Source organism: Amycolatopsis sp. NPDC051128 (assembly GCF_040682715.1).
In the GTDB taxonomy this organism is placed as follows: Bacteria; Actinomycetota; Actinomycetes; order Mycobacteriales; family Pseudonocardiaceae; genus Amycolatopsis.
Genome location: NZ_JBFBBN010000018.1, coordinates 20,323 through 41,547 on the forward strand (window position 1 = coordinate 20,323; position 21,225 = coordinate 41,547).

The 21,225-nt window shown below is 67.1% G+C and carries 13 protein-coding genes, 1 tRNA gene and 1 pseudogene; 5 read left to right on the forward strand and 10 right to left on the reverse strand.

Annotation, left to right across the window (positions count from 1 at the left end; all coding sequences use genetic code 11):
* Positions 1-9: 9 nt before the first annotated feature.
* The 8 genes from AB0M82_RS19905 to AB0M82_RS19940 all read right to left on the reverse strand — a co-directional run bounded on the left by AB0M82_RS19905 (position 10) and on the right by AB0M82_RS19940 (position 9,957).
* Positions 10-582 carry a hypothetical protein gene (locus AB0M82_RS19905; protein WP_364723619.1) on the reverse strand — a complete coding sequence of 191 codons (573 nt, stop codon included), beginning with the start codon at positions 580-582 and terminating at the stop codon, positions 10-12.
* A complete protein-coding gene (locus AB0M82_RS19910) occupies positions 582-2,192 on the reverse strand; it encodes an extracellular solute-binding protein (RefSeq protein WP_364723622.1) in 1,611 nt (536 codons plus the stop codon). Before AB0M82_RS19910 ends, AB0M82_RS19905 begins: the two co-directional genes overlap by 1 nt.
* On the reverse strand, positions 2,192-3,304 hold the full coding sequence (locus tag AB0M82_RS19915) for a toxic anion resistance protein (RefSeq protein WP_364723624.1): 1,113 nt from the start codon (positions 3,302-3,304) through the stop codon (positions 2,192-2,194). Before AB0M82_RS19915 ends, AB0M82_RS19910 begins: the two co-directional genes overlap by 1 nt.
* A gap of 1 nt (position 3,305) precedes the next feature.
* A complete protein-coding gene (locus AB0M82_RS19920; RefSeq protein WP_364723626.1) occupies positions 3,306-4,373 on the reverse strand; it encodes a hypothetical protein in 1,068 nt (355 codons plus the stop codon).
* Positions 4,374-4,454: 81 nt separating this feature from the next.
* Complete coding sequence (locus AB0M82_RS19925; protein ID WP_364723628.1) at positions 4,455-5,948, reverse strand: carboxylesterase family protein; 1,494 nt, start codon at positions 5,946-5,948, stop codon at positions 4,455-4,457.
* The gene (locus tag AB0M82_RS19930; RefSeq protein ID WP_364723631.1) at positions 5,948-7,369 is read right to left on the reverse strand and encodes an ATP-binding protein; all 1,422 of its coding nucleotides are present in this window, start codon (positions 7,367-7,369) and stop codon (positions 5,948-5,950) included. Before AB0M82_RS19930 ends, AB0M82_RS19925 begins: the two co-directional genes overlap by 1 nt.
* Positions 7,366-9,018, reverse strand: coding sequence for an FAD-dependent oxidoreductase (locus AB0M82_RS19935; RefSeq protein WP_364723634.1), 1,653 nt, complete (start codon positions 9,016-9,018; stop codon positions 7,366-7,368). Before AB0M82_RS19935 ends, AB0M82_RS19930 begins: the two co-directional genes overlap by 4 nt.
* A gap of 9 nt (positions 9,019-9,027) precedes the next feature.
* Positions 9,028-9,957 (reverse strand): ribonuclease Z, encoded by a 930-nt coding sequence (locus AB0M82_RS19940; RefSeq protein WP_364723637.1) that lies wholly within the window; start codon positions 9,955-9,957, stop codon positions 9,028-9,030.
* A gap of 450 nt (positions 9,958-10,407) precedes the next feature.
* Here AB0M82_RS19940 and AB0M82_RS19945 point away from each other — a divergent pair.
* Positions 10,408-10,480: transfer RNA gene (locus AB0M82_RS19945), tRNA-Ala, on the forward strand.
* Positions 10,481-10,815: 335 nt separating this feature from the next.
* On the opposite strand, the pseudogene AB0M82_RS19950 reads toward AB0M82_RS19945, so the two are convergent.
* Both AB0M82_RS19950 and AB0M82_RS19955 read right to left on the reverse strand, forming a co-directional pair.
* A pseudogene (locus AB0M82_RS19950) lies at positions 10,816-12,177 on the reverse strand (tyrosine-type recombinase/integrase); the annotation flags it as partial.
* Complete coding sequence (locus AB0M82_RS19955) at positions 12,104-12,703, reverse strand: hypothetical protein (protein WP_364723640.1); 600 nt, start codon at positions 12,701-12,703, stop codon at positions 12,104-12,106. The pseudogene AB0M82_RS19950 and the gene AB0M82_RS19955, both read right to left, overlap by 74 nt.
* Positions 12,704-13,385: 682 nt before the next feature.
* Here AB0M82_RS19955 and AB0M82_RS19960 point away from each other — a divergent pair.
* The 4 genes from AB0M82_RS19960 (at position 13,386) to AB0M82_RS19975 (ending at position 21,178) form a co-directional block, all read left to right on the forward strand.
* A complete protein-coding gene (locus AB0M82_RS19960; RefSeq protein WP_364723641.1) occupies positions 13,386-14,405 on the forward strand; it encodes a hypothetical protein in 1,020 nt (339 codons plus the stop codon).
* On the forward strand, positions 14,402-15,670 hold the full coding sequence (locus AB0M82_RS19965; RefSeq protein ID WP_364723643.1) for a hypothetical protein: 1,269 nt from the start codon (positions 14,402-14,404) through the stop codon (positions 15,668-15,670). The genes AB0M82_RS19960 and AB0M82_RS19965 overlap by 4 nt, the downstream gene beginning before the upstream one ends.
* A 14-nt stretch (positions 15,671-15,684) precedes the next feature.
* Positions 15,685-19,059 (forward strand): hypothetical protein, encoded by a 3,375-nt coding sequence (locus AB0M82_RS19970; protein ID WP_364723646.1) that lies wholly within the window; start codon positions 15,685-15,687, stop codon positions 19,057-19,059.
* Between the two features lie 1,660 nt (positions 19,060-20,719).
* Positions 20,720-21,178, forward strand: a complete 459-nt coding sequence (locus AB0M82_RS19975) for a hypothetical protein (protein WP_364723649.1) — start codon at positions 20,720-20,722, stop codon at positions 21,176-21,178.
* The last annotated feature ends 47 nt before the right edge of the window (positions 21,179-21,225 follow it).

The following is a 21,225-nucleotide window of genomic DNA, read 5'->3' on the forward strand; positions in this document are numbered from 1 at the left end:
CAACGAAAATCAACTGTCCCGATCCCGCAGATACCGTGTGTGATCGGCCTGCCGGTCGACGTCCGCCGAGTAGAACCGCTCGGCCACCCGGTCCGCCTCCGCTTCGAGCAACCCGAGCTGCGCCACCAGTTCCTCCCCCGCGCTCACCCGGCGAGCCGCGAACCACCATGGCAGATTCAGGAAAGTCTCCAGCGACAGCGGCAGATCGGTCCCCGCCAGCCGGACCACGGCGTGCCGCAGCTCGGGATCGGTCGCGAGCCGGGCGGGCTTGCCCAGCAGATCACCCAGCACCTCAGCGATCCGCCGCACCCTGTCCACAGTAGACGCGGGCATTCGCGACGACTGCGCGGACACCGAGTCCACCAGTTCGCGCAGGGACTCCCGCAGCTCACCGGTCGTGTCCGGCACCAGCCGCACCTTCTCGCCCGGCGCGAGCAGCGCCCCGGCAAGATAGAGCGCGACCACGACGGCCCACCAGAACGACCCGACCACCCCGGTCAGGTACAGCACAATGCCGATCAGCCCGCCGACACAGCCGGCGAGGTTCTTGGTCGACCCCAGATAACCTTGCCAACGCCGCATCACTGGTACCCGCGAATCTCCTGGAACACCCGGGACAGCTGGACGTTTCGCGCGTCGAACACCTTCCCGCCGGTCCGCGTCGCGACCTGGGTCAGCTCGTCGCTGCTGCCCTCGCCGAACAGGACCGTGAACACCGGGACCTGTTTCATCGTGGGCGAAAGCGAAGCGAACGACGTCAAGAACTCCGTCAGCGACGAGCCGTTCGCATTCTCGCCGTCGGTCATCAGCACGATCGAGGTGAACCGATCGGGATCCTTGGCCGCCAAAGGTTCCAGTACCCGATACGCCCGGGTGAGACTGTCGTAGATCGCCGTCCCGCCGCGCGCTTCCAGTCCTTCGGCGAACGCCTTGATCCGCCCCAGCTCACCCTGCGGGTTCTGGTCGGGCACGGTGAACGTCTGCGCCGCCCCAGGACCGGTGTTGAACGGCAGCAGCGTCACCTCCTCCCGGCTCCGGAACCGCCGGAACCGGGCGGTCAACGACGTGTCCGCGCCCGTCAGCCCCACCAGGGCGGACCGCAGCGAGTCGATCCGGTCGCCCGCCATCGAACCGGACGTGTCGAGCACGTACAGCGTCCGTGAAGGTCGCCGGAGCTTGTCGAAGTAGGCCGACAGCAACGCGTCGACGGCCTGCTGCGTCGCCGGGAACGGCAGCTCGACCAGGTCGCGCTGCGCGAACTGCGGCCCCAGCGCGACCCCGGGCACGACCGGCCGCCGCCCGGTGGTCTCCATGATCCGCTTCTGGACCTCCGGCGTCCTCAGGTGGTCCGAAAGCCGTTGGTGGGCCGAACGCGCGTCGGATCCGGCGTCCGCCAGCAGGGACAGCGGGTAGTCCGCCGTGACGACGCCGTCGCTCGGGTAGATCAGCGTCAATGGCTCCGGCAGCTTTCCGGACGCGTTCGCGGACAGCAGTACGGACTCGTAGTTGACGAGCCCGTCGACCTTCTGGCCCGGGTCCTGGCCGGTGGCGCGCCGCGTGTACGCGTCGGACAGCCAGCCCGAAGACCCCGCCGAAAGGGCCTGCGCGCTGAAAAACTGCGTCAGCCGCGGAGTGACCGACGCGATCTGCCGGGCGTCGATCGCGTTGCCCGCGCCTGCCAGCGCCGACGCGACGCCGACCAGCGCCGAGAACCCGGAGTTCGACGCCGACGGGTCGGTCATCCCGTAGCTGAAGGCCTTCTTCCCCGCCTGGGCGGCGATCTCACCCCAGCTCACCGGCTTGCCGGCCCAGCCAAGCCGCTGGACGACCGATGCGGCCAGTCCGAGCACCACCGGCGAGCTCATGATCTTCACCTGGTTGCCCAGCCGCTTCGCCGCTTCGGGAATGCCTGCCGGATAACGGTTCGAGGAGAACCACACGGCGTCGTACTTGCCGTCGACACTGCCGTTCGCCAGCGCTTCGGCGCCCTCGAGGGTTCCGGTGAAGGTGAACTTCACCTTGATCCCGGCGGCGCTCGCGGCTTCGTCGAGCACCGGCTGCATGTCCGCCAGCTCACTTCCCGCGAGAATCCTGAGCGTGCCCGGCTCAGCCTCCCCCAGCGGTGCGGACGAGGAGTCCGAACACCCCGCCAGCAGCAGCGCGCCCAAGACGAGCGCCAGAACCTTCCTCATCAGTCCCCCTCGTGTGAACGGCGCAGGTGGTCCTCGGCGCGGCGGATCTCGCCGGACAGCGACTCGACGGTGACCGCCATCGCGGCGACGGCGTCGGCGCGGAACCCGTCGATCGCGTCGAGCGTGGCGTAGATCCGGTCGAACGACTCGCGGATCGTGCCGACCGCGACGGCCGGGTCGCTGCTCACCTTCCGGATCTCCGCGGCCTGCAGGCCCAGGAGCTCGGTGTTGGCGCGGATCAGCCCGTCGGTGGTCGCCCGCAGCGCCGCAACCTCGTCGAGCACGTCCCGCTGACCCGCGAGGGCCGCCGAAACGAGCAGCGCCACGCGCAGCGCGGACACCGTCGTCGACACCGCCCGCTCCACGCCGCGGATGAGCTCGTCGTTGGTGCGGCGGACCAGGTCGAGCGCGAGGTACCCCTGCGCGCTCACGGCCAGCTGGGTGAGCAGGTCCTGGTGCCGCTGCCGGATCGGGTACAGGGCGTCGCCGCGCAAGGCCTGCGCGCGCAGCGGGTCCGTCAGGTCGAAGACCGAAGCCTGCCGCTCGATGGCGGTGTCGAAGGCTTCGGCGAACGCGGCCGCCTCGGCGAGCTTCCCCAGCACCTTCCACAGCCGCTCGCGCTCGCCCTTGATCGCGGAGTTGTCGCGCCGCAACCGGTCCTGACGCGTGCGCAGGTCGACGACGAGCGCGTTCACCGGCTCGTTCGCCGCGTGGTAGCGATCCAACGCCCGCTTCGCACTCCCCGCCAGCGGGAACATCCCGAGCAGCTTCCGCCCGGTGAGGGGCAGCTTCGCCGGGTCGAGCTCGGCGACGGTCCGGCGCAGCCCGGCGAGGCTCGTCGTGACCTGTTCCTGCGGGGAAGCGGCGCCACGCAGGGAGCGGTCCAGCATCGCCCCGGCGACCACGGCGGCCGCGCGCATGTCGGCCTCGCCGACGGCCAGCAACTCGTCCAAGAGGTCGGTGAACTCCGGTGAACGGACGTCCAGTGCCTCAAGGCGCGAAGCGAAGACGTCCGCTCGGGCGGTGATCTCGGCCCGGGTGTCGTCCCCGAGCGTGACGAGCCCGGCAGCGCGCTCGGCGGGGATGGCGGTGACCGGCGTCAGTGCGTCCATGTCAGTACTGCTTGCCGACGGCGTCGAGAAGCCGCTCGAGGGTCTCGAACGACGGCGGCTCGATCGCGTCGACGAGGTCGGCCGGCGCCTTGGCCTGCGCGGCGACGGCGGCGAAGTGCTTCGGGTCGGTGGTGCGGAACCCGAAGGTCGCGGCGAGCTTGCCCAGCTCGGGGTCGGTGGTGAGCAGCTGCCCGACCCGGTCGCCGTCGGACGTCAACGGGACCAGCGTGTGCTTCGAGTACACGGTCGGCGCGGTGTAGAGCATCCGCATGTCCGGCCGGATCGACCCGTCGCCGCGCACCACCCGGTCCACGAACTGCGACTCGTAGATCAGGGCCAGGGGCGTCTTGCCCATCCCCGCCGACAGGTAGTCCTCGAACGGCCCTTCGGTGCTGTTCTGCGTGTACCCCTGGTCGAGGAACAGCTTCGACACCGACGGCAGCACCTTCGCCTCTTGCTCCGGCGTGCTGACGACGGCGTTGCCGTTGGCCACGAAGGAAACGATCGACAGGTACATCGCCGCGGAGTTCGACTCCCGCGGGTCGGTCGTGGTGACCAGGACGTTCTTGCGGGCGGGATACGCGGTGTTGCCGGGCAGCTGGTCCCAGCGCGTTCCCGCCAGCTCCAGGTACTTCGCGACGTCGAGGACGTCGTATTCGCCGGCGCCTTTGTGCACCACGCCGTTCGCGCGCAGCAGCGCCACGACCGGTTCGAAGGTGGCGATCGCCATCGGCGACTGGAACGGCGTGTACACCGTGGTCACCTTGCGGTCGCGCTGGATCTTCTGCGCGGCCGGCGACGACGACGGGAAGGCGAACGCGTACTTGCCGACGTCCACGGTCGTCGCGATCTGCCGCGATCCGGCCGTGTCGACCTCGACCTTCAGCCCGTGGCGGGCGAAGGCGTCGACGACGCGCTGGTCGGTGAAGAACGCCTGCTTCTCGGACCCGATCACGCCGCGCACGGTCGTGGCACCTTGGGCGGTGTCTTCCCCGCGCCCCCAGATGATCACGCCCACGACGGCCAGCAGAAGCACCACGGCCAAGCCGATCGACACCCGGCGTTTCACGAGCCACTCCCCTCAGCCGCCTTCGCCCATTTGACGCGGGAGGGAGCCGGTTGGAAGTGAACAGCGGGTGAAGGAACGGTCTCAGGTCACCGGGAACCAGGTCCCGGACGCCCATTCCGCGTCGCCCCAGGCTTTTCGCTCGTCCGCTCGTGGGTCGAGCACCAGATCCGTGTCTTCCCGGAAAACCAGTACCGGCCGCAATTCGGGGCCGTACGGCGGCCATTCGGGCCCGTCGGCGGACGCGACGCCGTCGTGCACGAACCGCACCCAGCAGCGGTGAATCAGCAACGCCGCGCGCTCGCGGGCGGGGTTCACGTCAGTCGCTTCCGCGTACAGCGGCAGCGGGGTCTTCCACGCCATGGTCGTCTCGGTGCCGTGGCCGCCGTCGAGCTGCTCGGGCACGCCGGGTGCCGCGATGTCGATGCGGTAGCGGTAAACGGGCGCGTACGCGGACTGCGCGTCGGCCAGCCGCTGCGTCGGAATGCCGTACCGTTCGTCGCCCATCGCGGCGATCTTCGCGGCTTTCAGATCGGGAACGCGGCGAAGGTACGTCTCGAGAAGCCGCGAAGCGCCTTCGTCGCCGAGGATGGTCGCGAGCACATCGGACGCCGGGGCCGTCGCGACGTCGTCGCCGAGCATCATCGCGTACGTGCTGCCTTCGTTGCTGTTGCAGCCGACCAGCAACGGGATCCCGGCCGCGCTTCCACGCCGGATCAGCTCGATCGGCACCTCCGGCAGCACACGCGGGTGCAGCGTCGGCCGCCAGAGCCACAGCGCCTGGAACCCGCTCAGGATCCGTTCCTGCGCCTCGACGAACTCCTTGGCCGGCAACGCCCGCAGCGCGTCGACGTCGTGGCAGCCGACCTCGTCCAGGAGCCGCCGGGCCAGCGCCGTCCCGGCTTCCGGCGTCGCGACGTGGTCCGCGCCGCCGCTGCTGCTGATCGCCTGCGCGAACAGCCCCGCGCCGAGCGGGCTGCCCATCAGGTTCCCGATGCTCTTCGCCCCGGCCGAAACGCCGTAAACGGTGATCCGCGCCGGGTCACCGCCGAACGCGGAAATGTTGCGGCGCACCCACTTCAACGCTTCGATCTGGTCGAGCACGCCGCACACCCCGGCGTCCGCTTCGGACTCGCCGAAGATCCCGGCCAAGTGCAGGAAGCCGAGCGAGCCGAGCCGGTAGTTGATCGTGACCACCACGATCCCGGCGCGCGCGAACTCCTCGCCGTCACCAAGCTGCTCGCCGTGTCCGACGCGGTAACCACCGCCGTGCAGCCAGAACAGCACCGGCCACCCGCCGTCGGGGGCGGGCCCCTCGGGCGTGCAGACGTTGAGGTACAGGCAGTCCTCGTCGCACACGGCGGACGGGTTCATCGGGTCCGGCGCCTGCATCGCGTGCGGACCGTACTCGGTCGCGACGTGCACACCGCGCGGCAGCGACGGCGGCCGCGGCGCTTTCCACCGCAGCTCACCGACCGGCGGGCGGGCGTACGGGATCCCGCGCCAGACGCGGACGCCGTCGCCCGCCAGCCCGACCAGCGCCCCGAGTTCGGTCGTGACCGTCGGGACGGAAGCCATCAGAGCGAGGCCTGCTCGGCCGTCGGCAGGCAGACCTCGAACCGGGTGTTCCCCGGCTCGGACTCGACGCGCAGGTCGCCCTGGTGCCGTTCGACGACGATCTTCCACGAGATGTCCAGGCCGAGCCCGGTGCCCTCGCCGACCGGCTTCGTGGTGAAGAACGGCTCGAAGATCCGCGGCTTGATCTCGTCGGGGATGCCGGGGCCGGTGTCGCCGACCTCGACGCGCACCTGGTCGCCGACGCGCCAGGTGCGCAGCGTCAGGGTGCCTTCGCCCTTCATCGCGCCGAGGGCGTTGTCGATGACGTTCGTCCAGACCTGGTTCAGCTCGGCCGGGTACGCCGGGATCTCCGGCAGGCTCCGGTCGTACTCCTTGACGACGCGGACGCCGTCGCCGATCTTGCCGGCGAGCATGACGAGCGTGGAGTCGAGGCCGTCGTGGACGTCGACCCACTGGTGCGGCGCCCGGTCCATCTGGGAGTACTGCTTGGCCTTGCCGACCAGGGCCGAGATACGCGTGGTCGAGTCCTCGATCTCGCCCATCAACATCTCGGTCTCGAGCGCGTAGGCGAGCCAGCGGACGGCACCGTCCATGATGGTGTCCCCGACCTGCTCCAGGACGTTGTCCAGGTCGGCCGTGGTGAGCCCCGCCCGGACGTAGATGTCGGCGAGGTCCCAGCCCTGGTCGATGCCGTGGTCGTCGAACCAGTCGCCGATCTGGTCCTCGCGGTCGGACTGCTGCATCGCGCTCAGCTTCGGAGCCTGCGCGACCTGCTTGACCAGGCGTTCCTGGACGTCGATGAGCTGGTAGAGCAGTTCGGGATCGATGTCCTTCTTGGCCAGGAAGGCGAGCTTGTGCCGCATCCCGGCGACGCGTTCGCGCAGGGCGGACGTCGCGCGGACGGCGGCCGCGGCCGGGTTGTTCAGCTCGTGCGTCAGGCCGGCCGACAGCTCGCCCAGCGCCAGCAGCCGGCGGCGCGAACCGATCACGGTGTCGCTGTTGCGCCAGCCGAGGTACATGCCCTCCAGCAGGTGCGTGGCCATCGGGAACCACTGCCGGAACTCGACGGCGAACGCCGCGGCGGGCAGCGCGAGCAGCGTCAGGTTGCTCAGCGCCTGCACCGACGCGCCGTAGCGGTGCTCCGCTTCCTGGTGCACGAAGAACTGCGTCGCGCCGAAGTAGGCACCGCGCTGGTCGGAGCGGTTGGTCTCGACCTCGGTGCCGCTGACCAGCCGCGTCATCCGGACGGCGCCGTTCAGGATCACGTAGAAGCAGGTCGCCTCGTCGCCCTCGCGGATGACGAAGGTGTCGCCCTCGTACTGCTCGAGCACGGCGTTGGCGGCGACCCAGTCGAGCTGGTCCTCGGAAAGGTGTTCGAACAGGAAGAGGCCGCGAAGCTCTTCCCGCGGCAGTGCGCTCATTGTTCCTCCAGGTACCGGTGTACCAGCGTCACGGCCATCGCGCCCTCGCCGACCGCGGACGCCACCCGCTTGACCGACTGCGACCGCACGTCACCCGCCACGAACACGCCCGGGATCGACGACTCGAGATAGTGCGGATCACGGTCGAGCGGCCAGCCCGCCGGCCGCTGCCCGGCGCTCAGGAGGTCCGGCCCCGTGCACACGAAGCCGTGCTCGTCGCGGTGGATGGCTTCGCCGAGCCAGTCGGTGCGCGGGGCGGCGCCGATGAAGATGAACAGGTGCCCGCTCTCGACCGTCTCGGTGACGCCCTTCTCGCACAGCGTGATCCGTTCGAGGTGCCCATCACCGTGCACCTGCTTGACCGTGGTGTGGGTGCGGACGTGGATGTTCCCGATGCCGGCGATCTGCTCGATCAGGTAGTGCGACATCGACGCCTCCAGCGACGCGCCGCGCACCAGGATCGTGACGTCGCTGGCGTGCTTGGCGAAGAACACCGCGGCCTGCCCGGCGGAGTTGGCGCCGCCGACGATGTAGACGTGCTCGCCCTTGCACTCGGGCGCCTCGGTGGCGGCGGAGCCGTAGTAGACGCCGCGGCCGGTGAGCTCCTCGACGCCGTCGGCCTCGAGGGCGCGGTAGTTGACGCCGCTGGCGAGGATCACCGAGTGCGCGGCGATCTCGCTGCCGTCGCCGAAGGTGATCACCCGCTGCGAACCGCGGGCCTCCAGGCCGACGACGTCGCGCGCGGTCAGCACCTCGGCGCCGAACTTCTGGGCCTGGCGCCGCGCCCGGTCGGTCAGCTGCGCGCCGGAGACGCCGTCGGGGAAGCCGAGGTAGTTTTCGATGCGTGAACTCGTGCCGGCCTGGCCGCCGGTCGCCTTCTTCTCGACGAGCACCGTGCGCAGGCCTTCGGAAGCGCCGTACACCGCGGCGCCGAGGCCGGCGGGACCGCCGCCGATGACGACGAGGTCGTAGAACTCCTGCGCCGGCCGGGTCGACAACCCGACCGCGTCGGCGATCTCGCCGCCGGTGGGGTTCTTGAGCACGGTGCCGTCCGGGGTGACGACGACCGGGATGTCCTTTTCGGTGGCTTCCGCGGCCTGCAGGATCCGGCAGCCTTCGTCGTCCTCGACCGAGTACCAGCGGTACGGAACGGCGTTGCGCGCGAGGAAGTCCCGCAGGTGGAACGACGGCGAGTTGTAGCGGTGGCCGATGAGCTTGACCTCTTCGACCGGCTTCTCGCCGACGGCCTTCCAGGTCTCGACCAGCGCGTCGATCACCGGGTAGAGCTTCTCCTCCGGCGGGTCCCACGGCTTGAGCAGGTAGTGGTCGACGTCGACGACGTTGATCGCCTGGATCGCGGCGTCGGTGTCGGCGTAGGCGGTCAGCAGGGCGCGGCGGGCGTGCGGGAACAGGTCCATCGCCTTCTCGAGGAAGGCGATCCCGTCCATCTGCGGCATCCGGTAGTCGGCGAGGATCGCCGCCACGGCGTCACCGCGCAGCTTGATCTCGCGCAGCGCGTCGAGGGCGTCCGGGCCGGAGTCGGCGCGGATGACGCGGTAGTCCTTCCCGTAGCGCCGGCGCAGGTCGCGGGCGACCGAACGGGACACGGCGGGATCGTCGTCGACGGTCATCAGGATCGGCTGGCTCACGAACGCAGCCTACGGCGCTCGGTGCCCTGCGGGGGAGGACCGCCGTTTCGGCACCTGGACCCGCTCCAGGTCCTCGGCCACGACGATGTCGCCGTCGAACTCGGCCCTGGCCTCCTGTTCGAACCGCTCCGATTCGGGATAGCGCTGGGAGAAATGGGTCAGCACGAGCTGCCGGACGCCCGACTCGGCGGCCACGCGAGCCGCCTGCCGCGCGGTCAGGTGCCCGAAGTCCTGGGCCAGCCGCGTGTCCTCGGCGAGGAAGGTCGCCTCGATCACGAGCATGTCGGCGTCTTCCGCGAGCGCGTACACCGCGTCACACAGCCGGGTGTCCATCACGAACGCGAACCGCTGGCCGGGGCGGCGCGCGCTGACGTCCTCGAGGCTGGTGTTCCCGAGCCGGCCCTCGCGCTGCAGCTTGCCGACGTCCGGGCCTTCGATGCCGTGTTCGCGCAGCCGCTCGGGCAGCATGGTCCGGCCGTCCGGCTCGACGATGCGGTAGCCGAACGCCTCGACCGGATGACTCAGCCGCCTGGCTTCGAGGGTGCCGAACTTGCCCGTGGCGATCGGCCCATCCTCGGCGATCGGGTGTTCCCGCAGGTCAGCCTGCTCGTAGAACGCCGTCGCGTGCCGCATCCGCGCGAAGTAGTGCGCGCCCGAGGCCGGGAAGTGAGCGTGCACCGGGTGCGGCACCTGGTCCAGCGAGAGCCGCTGGATCACCCCGGGCAGCCCGAGGCTGTGGTCGCCGTGGAAGTGCGTGACGCAGAGGCGCGTGACGTCGGTCGCGGCGACGCCGGCACGCAGCATCTGCCGCTGCGTGCCCTCGCCCGGGTCGAAGAGGACGCCTTCGCCGTCCCAGCGCAGGAGATAGCCGTTCTGGTTGCGGTGACGCGTGGGCACCTGGCTCGCGGTGCCCAGCACCACCAGTTCGCGGGTCGACACCCCCGCACGCTACTCAGGTGGCCGGCGTGGTGTCCCCCAGTTTCCGCAGCCGGAAGGCCAGTACGAGCAGGATGATCCCACGGCGCACGCCGGTTGCTCAGGGGTAACTGACCAGGTTGACCGGCTTGGTGCCGTGAGCAGCGTGATCACCCGCCGTCTCGTCTTCATCGAGACCTCCTCTGCGGCGTCCGCGGCGTTCATCGAGCACGAAACGGCAGAGAGGTGCCCGGTCTCGGAGACGCGGCGTAATGGGCGGGACCTCGGCGTCACCACCGCGCAAATGTCACGGCGGCCACACTGGGGAGTCAATACATGGCTAAAAATAAGATATAAAGATGCTGGTCACGGGGTTGCGCGTAGCGCCGAAGCGATGAGGACACCCCCGTGCGAACGGACTCTTGAGCGGGTGTACTGTATGGCCATACGAGATGCGGAGTTCACCTTCGCTCCGGGGCTATGGCGCAGCTGGTAGCGCACCTCACTGGCAGTGAGGGGGTCAGGGGTTCGAGTCCCCTTAGCTCCACATCGTAAGGAACCCCTTCGTTTCAGCCTTCCGGGCTGGTCGGAGGGGTTTTCTGCATTCCCGGTTCGATCTTCGGTGATCGTTGTGCGGCGTGATCTTGTGCTCCTGGTGGGGCAAAACTGGAGCACTACCCCAGCCCCGACACGGCACCCGCCCAGCGTTCTCGCTGCTCCCCGCCTCGGTCGGCGGTTGACCCCCACCGTGGCGAGGACAACCGGCACCACCCGCCCACTGTCGACCACACTCGGTGACGGTGTTGGCGGTCGGGGTGCTGCGGTGTGCCAGCGCCGCTCGAGGTCATCGAGCAGGCGCTGCTCGACCTCCGGGGCGACGTGGGAGTAGGTCTCGATGACTCGGTTGTCCAAGTGATAACCGAGCCGGCGGGCCTGGGCGATCTCCGGTGCACCGCCCGCAATCAGCCACGTCTTGTGACTGTGCCGCAGCCCATGGAAGGTCAATCCCGGCCGCACCGCCGCACAGTCCGCCTTCGTCCCGGACGCGTCGCTGCCGTCAACCGCCGGGCGGAACACGCGCCGCAGGAACGTCGAGCGCCATAGCCACGTTCCGCTCGGCGTAGTGAACACGAACTCGTACCGGTGCCAGGCGAGGTGCGCGCGCAGCAGCAAGACCAGGAACGGTGGCAGCGCGATCGTCCGGGCCGAGGCTCGGGTCTTCGGCGGCCCCAGCCAGCGCATCGCCCCCGACTCGTGCAGCGCCCCCACCATTGGATCGATCACGATCACGCCGCGTCGGAGATCGACGTTGTCCCGGTGCAAGCCTGCCAGCTCACCCCACCGACAGCCGGTCCACGCCGCGGTGATCACCAGCAGCCGCGCAATCGGGCCACCAAGGAGGCCTGCCTGCTCGGCGATCCGCACCACCTGCTCCGGCGTCGCCCAGATCCGCTCCGCCACGGCCCGCCGTGACCGCCGACCACGACGCCTCCGCCGACGCACCGGATTGAACGGAATCAGCCGCTCATCGGCCGCATCGGTCAGCAACATCGACAACAAGTTCAGCTGCGAACTCACCGTCGACAGGGCGTACCCTGCTCGCTCCAGCTCCCGAACCCACTCGGTCACACCCAGCGCCGTGATCGCACCCAACGGCACACCCCCGAACTTCGGCAGAATGTGACACCGCAACCGACTCCGATAACTCTCGATCGTCCGCGGATCCAGATCCAGCGACCGGAACCACCGCCCTGTCCAATCCGCCACCGTGACCGCACTATCGGCCGGATCGATCCACACCCGCCGACGCCGATCCACCTCCAACCCGGCAGCGTCACGCCGCGAGCCAAATCCGGACACCGAACGAACACCGAAACCTTGCCGCCGATACCTCACCCGCCACGACCTGCTATCGCACTGCTCCACCCACGCCACAACAACCTCCCACACCTGGCTGAGACCAACGAGGCGTTGGCCCCAACGGTGGAGTTCCCCGGCACAGACGTCTTCAGCGTCCGCCCTCAAAGACGACGCCGGCGCCAGCCGGCATCCAGATGCGCAAACCGGAACGACCAGTCCGTACGCACTCTCATGCCCGACGACCGGACGGCGCCGGCTTGGCACCAGGTCACCACCGCCGAAAGAGTACGGAGTACTGCCTCGAGAGGGTTCACCGTTCGGTGATCGCGAAGCTGTCGTCGAGCTTGGCCACGAGGTCCCCAACCATGCCGGGCGCAAACTCATGCGCCCATTGGGTGGCTGCGTCCAAGAAGCCGAGGAGGTCTTGGTGCGTGCTGTGCAGTTGAGCGGTGACGATATCCAACGGTGCCGTGATCGCGTGCTCGATCGGGGGCAGGGCTTCGCCGAGGCCACCGTCGGGCCAGATGCGCACGGCGTTGTCGAGGTGCTCCACCCACGGTGCGGGGCTGTGGCCGAGCCACGGCTGGCCACCGTGCGGGACGGTGGTCCATTCGCGCCAGCCCTCCAGGCCGCAGCAGCAGCTCGGCGGGATAGCGACCCCTGTCTGCGAGTCGCGGGCCAGCAGACCGCCGGCGGCGATCAGGCAGCCGGTCTCGATGATGGCCCGAACCACGGCGACAGCGTCACGAGGATGTGCAGCAGAGGCATCGGAGCCCTGAGGCTGCAGGGCCGCCATCACCGTGCCGACGTCGAGCGAGGACATGCCCGCTGACATGTGGATAAAGAAACGCCCGACACGGGCTGCGACCGGCCAGAGGGTAAACCCGGTCGCGTCGGCCGCGTCGATCACCGTTCCAGGACGAGCATGGCGGTCAGTCTTCACGGGCAGTACACCAGCCGCAACGACGTTTGCTCGGCGCTCTGCACACGGCCCACCACCTTCGCACCCACCCGAGGCACGATCCCGATCGACCAACCCCACTCACACCGCTGTTCCCCGCGCACTCGGCGAGCGGCAGCCCCGGTGTTGATCCAGGCCGGCCGGTTCGGCGTCCGCACTGCCGCCAGCCGCGGACACCGGTTGACGCACGCTCATGCCGAATTGCGAGCACAGGGGCCGAATCAGCCGCGGCGACCACTCCGGCTCCGGAGTCAGCCAGTGTGACACCAGTCAGACCACCTCTGCTGTAGATAGTTCAGGAGTGTGTTGTGGGGCCGATGGGGCGGATCATATGACTGGCGGTGTAACCCCGAGGAGCGAGCGAGGGCATGTCGCCAAGCGCAGTGTCGGGCCCCTTGTGCTACGTTGTCGCACTCACTCCAGGGTAGTGAGAGCAGGCTTGCATGGCCTGCCCGTTACTCCGCGTAGTTGCGCGCCGGATCCTCTCGGACGACACTCGTCTCGGGATCAGTGGTGCGTCTCGGAGTGAATGCTTTCGGAGAGACCATTGGCGTTGGGTGTTGGTCCTGACCGTCCGTGCATTTCCCCTGTTCGGCCATTGCTTACGGGCGATCGGCTCGAAGGACGCTCGGTGGCTGGTTTCGCGTGGGCGGGACAGAGCGGTGCCGGTGTGTCCACCCATCTCGATGACAGGCTGCTGTTCGACGGCGACGAATGCCTCTCGGCGCCGCCAGATCGGCCGGTTCCGCAGACTGCGGACGGAGCCGAACCCGTGGCCGTCATGCCCCCGGACGACCTTCCTGCTGGTTATGTGCACGCCGCGAGCTCGCTGGGGACTACACTTCCGTTGCGAGCGGGGGCGTTGCTGGACCTGTCAGGTGCGCCGTGGCAGCCGCTGATCCGACCGCTGCTCGGGGCCGTGCATGCCGCAGGCCACCGGGCATGGCTGTCCGGCGGAGCGGCTCGCGACCTCGTGGCTGATGTGCCGCTGCACGAGGTCCAAGACCTTGATTTGGCCGGAACTGTACCGCCAGGACGGTTCGCCGACGTCACTCGTCAAACGCTGCGCGCAATGGGGATGTCAGAGTTCCGCACGACGATCACCCCGTCCTCGCTGGTGTGTTCCGTGGTCCGGCCGAAGTCGAACAGTCGGCTCATCGAGTACCGTGGACTGTCCAAGGGAGGATTCCACTTTCCGGTGGTTGGCAGCCGGCTCGCAGAGGATGCTGAGTACCGGGATTTTGCTTTCAACGCGCTGATGTACGACGTTCTCGGTCACATCGTGATCGACTCGAGTGGGACAGGGCTCGACGACCTGCTCGGCCAGAAGCGGCGGTTCACTCCTCAAAACGTCAGCACCGACCCGTTCACGCAAGCGGAAGTCGTTCTGCGGGCGGCCAAATTCGCTCTGCGCTGGTGTGAAGGATCACCCCTGAACCTGGCATCAGTGGACCTGGCGCCGCTGAAAACTTGGATAGCCGCGTTACCGCCCGCTCTGTGCCAAATGCTCACGCGCGCCCAGTTGAATGGTCTGAAGACCATGTACCACCGAACTATCCGTGCGTCTCCGCAGCATCAGCGTGAGTTCGCTGCGAGACTGCCAGAACCTGGCCGCAAGCTGATCGAGACCCTGATCGGAGGTGCCCGATGACGTCAATCCACCGTCCGCTCAGCGCATGGATTGCCCACCTTGTGCCGAACACAAACGAGTTGGGCTTGGTCAACGATGGCGACCACCGGTCCGACGCGCGGGAAATGGCCTACTTCGTCGATGGGTGGTGCCGGGTCGCAGTGCCGTGGGGCGTCGACTCTTTCGCGCTCGGACTGAAGCGTGGCGACGACGTGGTCGTGGTGGAACTAGACGACGTCGGTGCGCCGATCACGATCAGCCCCGAGGCGCTTGAGGCAATAGATCACATTGAGCAGCGCTGGCCGGTCGTCGACGGCACGGCCGCCGACGCGCTTCTCCGGCTAGCTGATGCGCCGCTGCCGGTGCGCTACTGGTTACTGGAGCGGCTTGACGCCGAAGGTGACCCGCCTGACGAGGTCTTCGCGATCTTGCCCTGGGATCTGCTCGATCGGGCGGTTGACGCGGTTGCTGCCGGGCTGGATCTGCGTGGCCAGGTTGGGGCATTGGTCGAGATCCGGCACTGGCTGACGCCGGCCGTGCGAGGCCTGACAGGTCCCATTGAGCAGCTCGACCATGGGCTGCGCACCGGCGATCGTCTGATTGCCAGACTCGGCGCATCCGCACTGCTGGCCAACCTACGCGACATACCAATGTTACGCATTCCCGAGCGCTCTCGGACCGGCCTCAGCCGCCTCGTCACCCTGCTCGGCCGGGTCGACCGGTCGTACAGCCACGTCTCTCGTGTCTTGGCGGCACAACTGACAGGCCAGTCAATGATCCCGCGGATACGGGCCGATCTGTATCCCAACCTCGAGGCGGCGGCGGGAACCAAGCACGTCCGCGAACACATCGAGCTCCTCGGCGATGACGTCCAACAGGTTCAACTTGTCCAGACCCGGGCTGGGTGGCTGCGGGCGACGGCACGAGTGGCTCGAGCGAACACTGTCGAGAGTCCGCTCGCCGAGCGGGTGGGAACCTTCCTCCCGATCCGAGTCCTGCCTCACGACGGCGCACCAGAACGGCGGCTTTGGATCGCTTTGTCCGTCGAAGGTGACCATCTCGTAGGGACTGTTTCCATTGCTCTGCCTCAAGGGCTATCCGAGTTCGATGCAGACGATGCTCCAGTCGGTGTGCACGAGCTGGCCTCTGCCGACCCGGAGGAATTGTTGGACTCTCTGCACGCCAGTACTGCGATGACCGCCAAGCGTTGGCTCGATATTGCCGACGAATTGTCAGACCGTCACCCAGTGCGCGTCGCGGCGAACGAATTCGAGGAGTCGCTCTGACTATGACTTCCGCGATGAACGACAACGTGCTAGGCATTGCCGACCTACTAGCCGAGAACATTTCCGGAGAGGAGTCACGTCGGGTCGGGTTTCAGTTGACCGACGCTCGGCAGCGACTGCTTGAGATTATCCGGGAACGTGTTGCCCATAATGATGTCGATAGCCTGTCGAAACTATGCAACGGTCGCTACGCATGCCACAAAATCCTGGACCACATTGAGACCCGGCTGACGAGAATCCGCGAGCTGACGGGAGAGCCATTCAATGGTAACGAGGTCGCTCCGATCCACGCGGCTCGGGCGCTGGCGTCATTGGGGCTCGTGCTGGTGGCTGGTCCCGAACACGCGAGTATCCACTTCCCCACGTTCCGCCGATGGATCCGCTGTTCTGGTCTAGAGGTGCCCGGCGAGCAGGTCCGTAAAATTCCGACCATCATCGACACGCCGCACGCATCGGTGATGCGTTTCCTAGCCGACGCTGGAGACCTGGATCTGCTGTCGTTGGTGTGGATGACGGAACTTGACGGCTGGGTGCGCCAAGGCCGTTCAGAAGCGGTGCGACCCGGGCCGGGTATTCAGGTTCTGCTCGATCGCGGGCGACAGGGCCAGAACGCTGTGCTGAGCTTGTCACGTGCGCCCGGACTCCCCGCGGGGCTGATCCCCGACCCGGCGACCATGACGCTGTCCTCGGCGGACGTGAAATTTCAGTCCTCGCTGGCCACCGCGTGGAAGGTCGCCGGCGGCTCCTCGCGTGGTGCGGTGCTGTGGTCCCTGGGCGACAAGACCGGACCCGTAACCAGGGTGACCGACGAGTCGTTAAGCCTGGGATTCACCGCCCTGTTCGACGAGCAACGGAGGCTCGCCAGGCCGCTGCTCGGCCTGCTGACCGTGCGGAGACTGCGTCCTCGCACGGCGATAGTTGGTCGGATAGATGAGGACGCACCGGACGCGGCGTCCTCGGTGTCGGGTTACGACGCAAAACTCAGCGTCGTAGACGAGAACACGCGAGTCGTGGTGCCCCACGTCGACTATCGCGCCGCCGTCGACGCGAACCACAAGTACGGGGACAACGCGCAACTCGTCCCGGTGAAGACCTGGCGGCAGGCCGCCACCGCAGGACGGGCCGTCGACCGCAGGCGACTCCTTATGATCAGCGTGGTAATTCTGCTCATCCTCGGATCAGCCATGTTCGGTCTGTACCGAGTAACGGAGGCCCGGCGTGATGCCGCGTCCCGGGCGGCAATGGCCGATGCCGCGGCACGCGCGCTGCTGGAAAGATCGACGGACAGCCGATGGGAGAGGCTGCAGCTCGATCTCCATGCTTACCGCACTCATGACGGACTCGACACCAGGAACAGAATTCGCGCCTGGGCGCAGCAGCTGCGATTCGCTGAAACGATGATACCGATTGACGACACCGCCACGGATATCAACGCAGATGGATCCGCTGCGGTCACTCCGAACCCGACTGAGTCGGACCGCCTGCTCGCCTGGGACTTCACGACCTCCCCCCCGACGAAGTTTTCCGCCGACGCTGACGGCAACGGCCCCACAGTTGCTGCTTGGTTGGGTCGGGATGTCGTGGCTGTATCGCGCTCCCACGGGAAAACCGCGCTGTGGAACGTGCGGACCCAGCAACGGGTGCGCGAGCTAGACGCCGGTGGCGACGAACTCGTGGGTGATCCGACAGGACGATGGCTTGGGTACGGGTCTCTGGGTGCCAACGAATTCCGAGTGCTCGATCTCCAGCGTGGAACCGTCGACACGGTGCGTCTGCCCGGTCCGTTGCAGCACTGGGGACTGCGGCAGGGCATGCTCCACCCCAACGTCGTGGTCGAGGGAATCCTCACCTCCGGCGAGTTGGTTGTCGCCTACAGCGATAGGGTCATCGCCCTGTCCCGCGCGGGCTTCCACCCGCTCGACGACCGGGCCTATCTAGCGCAGGTCGTCGACCTGGGACAAGGGCAGGCCGTTGTCGAGCGAAATACCCACGGCGAATACCAGCTGTTTGGCCTGGAGAGCTCCACAGTCCTAGCCACCCACTCGACGCCTGACGGCTCCAACGAAGACATCCCTGTTAGGTTCACACCTGATCTCAGGCAGGCGATCACTGTTGAGTCAGTACCTGCGCCGAGAGGCCGGCCTGAACCGGAATCTTACGTTGTGCTGGGTACCGATAGCGACACCAAGTTGGCACGCCGTGTCGAAATCCCGGCCGGATACCATCTGGCACGCGCAGCCACGGAGACATCTGGGGCCTATCGGTTGATCCTTGAGTCTGCCGACTCCCTGTTGGTCCTGCGGGTGCTGCCGCCGGATGCAATGGAAGAGGCTCTGATCCAGGCTCAGGACGCGGTGGTGACCAACGACGAGCGATTTCTTGTGCTCCGAGGAGACGAAAATCGGGTGGAAAGCTGGGACATCGGCGCACGCAGACTTGTAAGCATCACGGCCCCTGGCTCCTCCGAACTAAGCCAAGAAGGGAGCAAAGCTAGCCTTGTAATCTCGCCGGATAGCAGCACGCTGGTCACGGTTTTCCACAACCGACCGGCAAAAGTGTGGCGGTTGCCCGATCTGCAGTCGCTGGGCGAAATTCCCTTGCCCGCTGCGTCTCAAGCCTTCATCGACGGTGTCGAGGAAGAGATTGGTGCAACTGCGAGTTTCGTGAGCGACCGGATCTTGCAGGTGGGTTACGGTGACGGGTTAAGCACGTGGAGCCTTGCCCCGCTTGCCAAGCGGACCGTGGCCCAGATACCGCTTCCCGATGCAGATGCACCCGGGGAGTGGCGCGTTGTGATGCCCGGCTTCCAGCAGCTGCTCACTGTGCGCGGGAATCACGTGCAACGTAACCAGCTCTCCGACGGCGCGCTCGTGTCCGGGTCCGCGTTCAGTCTTGGCGACTCGGCGAGCCGAGACTTCCAGGGGTTCCGTCCCGTCGTCGATCCCAGCGGCACGCTGATAGCCGTCTTCCATGGTGACGCCATCGAGATCTGGGACCTACTCGAACATCGCCGGGTCGACCGACGCCCCTTGGCCGACTATACAGGTGTCGATCACATCCGATTCATTGATGACACCAACGAAATCGAGTTCGCGCTCATGGATTACCGAAGTAAGAACACGACAGGGATCGTCACCCAGCGCTGGCACAGGAGTCGCGGCTTCGACGTGCTCGACTGGCTGGGGCTCGGCGGAACGGAAATCGAACAGGTCCCGGACAAGATTCCCTCAACCTTCGCCGCCTGGCCGGGTACTGACGCCACACTCGAGCCTGTCACGCCGCTGGCCTGGATGGACCAAATTTGTCAGACTTTACCTGATATGAAGTATAAGGATCTGATGGCACTTCCTGAAGCCTCCTGGCGCGGCGACGTGTGCGCTAACCGGTAACCGCGGGGGCCGGTTTGAATCAGCAGGTGCGAAAGAATCGCTACCACTCGAAGTCAACACGGGGACAAGAGGGAGAGCGACTCCGAACGTACTCACATGCCGCAGAGCGCGCGCCCTGGCGAGCCAACCTCAGCGGACATCTCGGCTCGAGACGGGCTTGCTAGCCAAGGTCGCTCGTTACGCTGGTCCGCTGCACGACACGGGCTGGGCGATCCTGATCGGCCGGATCCAAGCTCACGTCGCTCGCCGAATGCGCCAGATGTTCGACACGCCCGCGGCGCAGTCCTCTCACTGATTTCACTGGGGCACAGCTGGGGCAAACCCCCTGTCACAACTGCACTCAACAACACACAGTTGCAAAAAACGGCGATCAAGCGCACCATTCCACTAGGCGATTCTCTATCGCCGCAGGTCAGGACCATAATCGACCCTCACTGGCAGTGAGGGGGTCAGGGGTTCGAGTCCCCTTAGCTCCACTCTCTCGCAGAACCCCTTCGGTCATGCCGTTCCGGCAGGTCGGAGGGGTTTCTTTGCGGTGGGCTGATCTTGGGTGATCGACTGCGGCGGGCGCGCAGGTGTCCCTCCTGGGGCATTTCTGGAGCACCACGCTCCCGCCCACGGGGCCTCTGGCGCGACGTCGCCGCCGCTCCCGGGCGGTGCCGCTGACGTTGTCCCTCCCGCCAGCGGCGATAGGGGCACACCCGCACCTACTCGTACCCGCTTGACTGGCGGGCCCGTCCGCGGTCGACTTTTCGCCGCCGCCGTCAACTTCGGCCCCTTCGGATACGGACTACGGGTGGCCCTCTGCCAGCGACGCTGCAAATCGGCCAGCAACCGCGTCTCCACCTCCGGCGCCACATGCGAATACACCTCCACCACCCGATTCGGCAGATGATGACCCAACCGACGGGCCTGCGCGATCTCCGGCACTCCCCCGGCGATCAGCCATGTCTTGTGGCTGTGCCGCAGCCCGTGGAACGTCAACCCCGACCGGACCGATCCACACCTTTCGCCGTTGATCAGACTCCATCTCACCGGCTTAGGCCTCCGCACTCCGGCGACTCGAGAATCCCGGCACCGACCCAATCGTCCGTCTTGCCCGGCGGAACCGGACCCGCCACGAAGCCTGACCGTCTGCTCCACCCACGCCATGACGACCTCCAAGCCACCGAATCTCAGATAAGGCCGTTCCAGCATCACCCTCGACGCAACCCGAAGCCGAACCAAACCCCGTGACCTTCCTTCCCGATGTCCAAACAGGTGGGAGGTGCCTGGCATGCACCACTCCAGCCATCCAGTCACACCGGGGACCACGCTCCGAGCTCGGATACGACTGCGACTCTCATCCATCGACGGCTCACGCCGTTCGCAGAACCTCAGACTCGCTGAGCACGCGACTCTGCTGCGACACCAGACCATCAACCCGCCGACGCGTTGGCACACACGAAGCGCGCTCGGACCGCACCCGAGACGAAATGACCACGTAAGTCGTCGCCGCAGCGCCTTCCAGAACTCACACCACCGCTCGAACGGCCTCTTCTGCCGACGCAGTGGATCACTGCACGGCACGGGTTCGACGTATGAGAGTTCCCCGCATCTGTAACCCGCCGGGCGGTTGCAGTGATACCCAGAGGACAACAGTCACTGCGGAAGGAATCACGTGGGCGACACCGAATTCACCACGGCCCAGGTCGACAGAGCAATCGACCACGTGATCGACAATGGTGCCTGCAACAACGGATCGACCATTCATTACAGCCTGGTGTTCGCCGCCGCTGGCCTGGCTGCGCCGCAGGAACTGCACAACGGAGGTGACTCCAACCTGGTCAGCAAGTTCATGGAAGCCTTCCACCATCGGTGCGCCGAACGCGATCTCCCGCCGTTGGACGCGCTCGTCGTGCATGTCGCAGGCACCCGGAAGGGACAGCCCGGAGGCGGCTACTTTCGGATCAACGACCTACCCGACCCCTTCGCCCAGCGCACCCCACCTGGGCAAGTCGTCAGAGCAGGACGCTCCTGGGAGGACCAGAAGCGCAGCTGCGCAAACTGGGCACTCAACGACGCCGCGGCCAGATCTAACATCGCCACCTACGCGACCGCATCGCGGAGACTCGAATGAATGGCCGGCTTGGTACTCCAGCCGTAGATCGTGATCACGGATGGGAA